This window comes from Polaromonas sp. P3_C2, assembly GCF_056402675.1.
In genome coordinates, this window is the sequence record NZ_JBFUGX010000987.1 from 1 (window position 1) to 1119 (window position 1119).

Below are 1119 nucleotides of genomic sequence, written 5' to 3' on the forward strand. Positions count from 1 at the left end.
TAATTGGTTGACCGACTCTGAGTTTGGGAGATTCCATGGGTGAACCGGGTAGTTGGAGGCGTATGGATGATGAGCGTCATTGTGCGGTGAAATCCTGCCCTTGGCTCTGGCGCAGAAGGTGCGGAAACCTCGGAAGCAGAAAATCGACCCAAAGAGCCAGGTCAGCCACCGCGTAATACGGCAGCCAGACATCGACATCCGGCTTCCATGCGTCAGGATTCACTTTCTGAAGATCAGCGATTCTCTTGCGCCACATCTCGCCCTGATAGCCCGGAAGTTTTGCCCATTCGTGTACTGGATCCGATGCCGCGGGCTCTGGAATGCGTTTCGACAGCTCCGCTGCGATGGAAAAGCCGAGCTCTATATCAGCTGCACTCAGGGTACGCAGCACGCGGGCATTTGGCCCACTGCAGAGTGACGATTCCGCAGACTCCTGATGAACCAGATTCAGTGTGAATGAACTTCCCGAGAGTTGGCCTCCCCAGGAACTGACCTGAAACCACAGACACCAATAACCCGGCCCGGCAGGTCGAATAAACGCACAGGAGTAACCGGGCCGCCGCTTCCAGCCGTTGGCCGTAAACCACGGACTGAGCGCGCGCTTCAGCGCAGCGTGTACGACCTTACTTGTTGCATAAATGGTCATCATGACGCCTGACGTTTGAGATGAGAGCCAGGTGGCATCAGGAGAGCCATTGAATGGCCAGCATCACAAAGAGCAATAACCAGACCGTTGAGCTCAACACAGCTGTAAGCCAGTTTGTCCATTTAATGCTCCCCGGGTACATGCGGCCCAGAACGACAGGGCTTGACGCTGCGTCGTAGAGCGACCAGCCACCTATGGCGGTAAAAACGGCCAGGCCCCAMAGGCTTCCTTTTGATGCCGAACTGAAAGAAACCGCCGCAATGGTTGTGGCCAGGGCGAACCAGACAACGCTGATCCAGAGGAATCCTCTGGCCATGTCACCTTTTTCCGCCGGCGCCATCGAAGGCTCGACTGTCTCTACAGCTGCGAGCAATTCCGGCAAGGGTTGCCTGGAACGTAGCGACGCAAGAAGCAATACAGCCTGAACGCCAGACCACGCGAGAAAAATGAACAGGGCTTGAGTTGTTGATGGC

At 56.0% G+C, this 1119-nt stretch carries 2 protein-coding genes; both read right to left on the reverse strand.

Going from position 1 to position 1119, the window contains the following annotated elements; genetic code table 11:
- Positions 1-76 precede the first annotated feature (76 nt).
- Positions 77-649, reverse strand: coding sequence for a hypothetical protein (locus tag AC1DWI_RS24025; RefSeq protein WP_477671174.1), 573 nt, complete (start codon positions 647-649; stop codon positions 77-79).
- 34 nt (positions 650-683) lie between these two features.
- Positions 684-1119: hypothetical protein (locus AC1DWI_RS24030; RefSeq protein WP_477726022.1), on the reverse strand; the 436-nt coding region annotated here is incomplete at its 5' end.

Bases quoted from the DNA above. Each gene is read 5' to 3' on its own strand.
- AC1DWI_RS24025 (WP_477671174.1), bottom strand. From the start codon at position 649: ATGATGACCATTTATGCAACAAGTAAGGTCGTACACGCTGCGCTGAAG.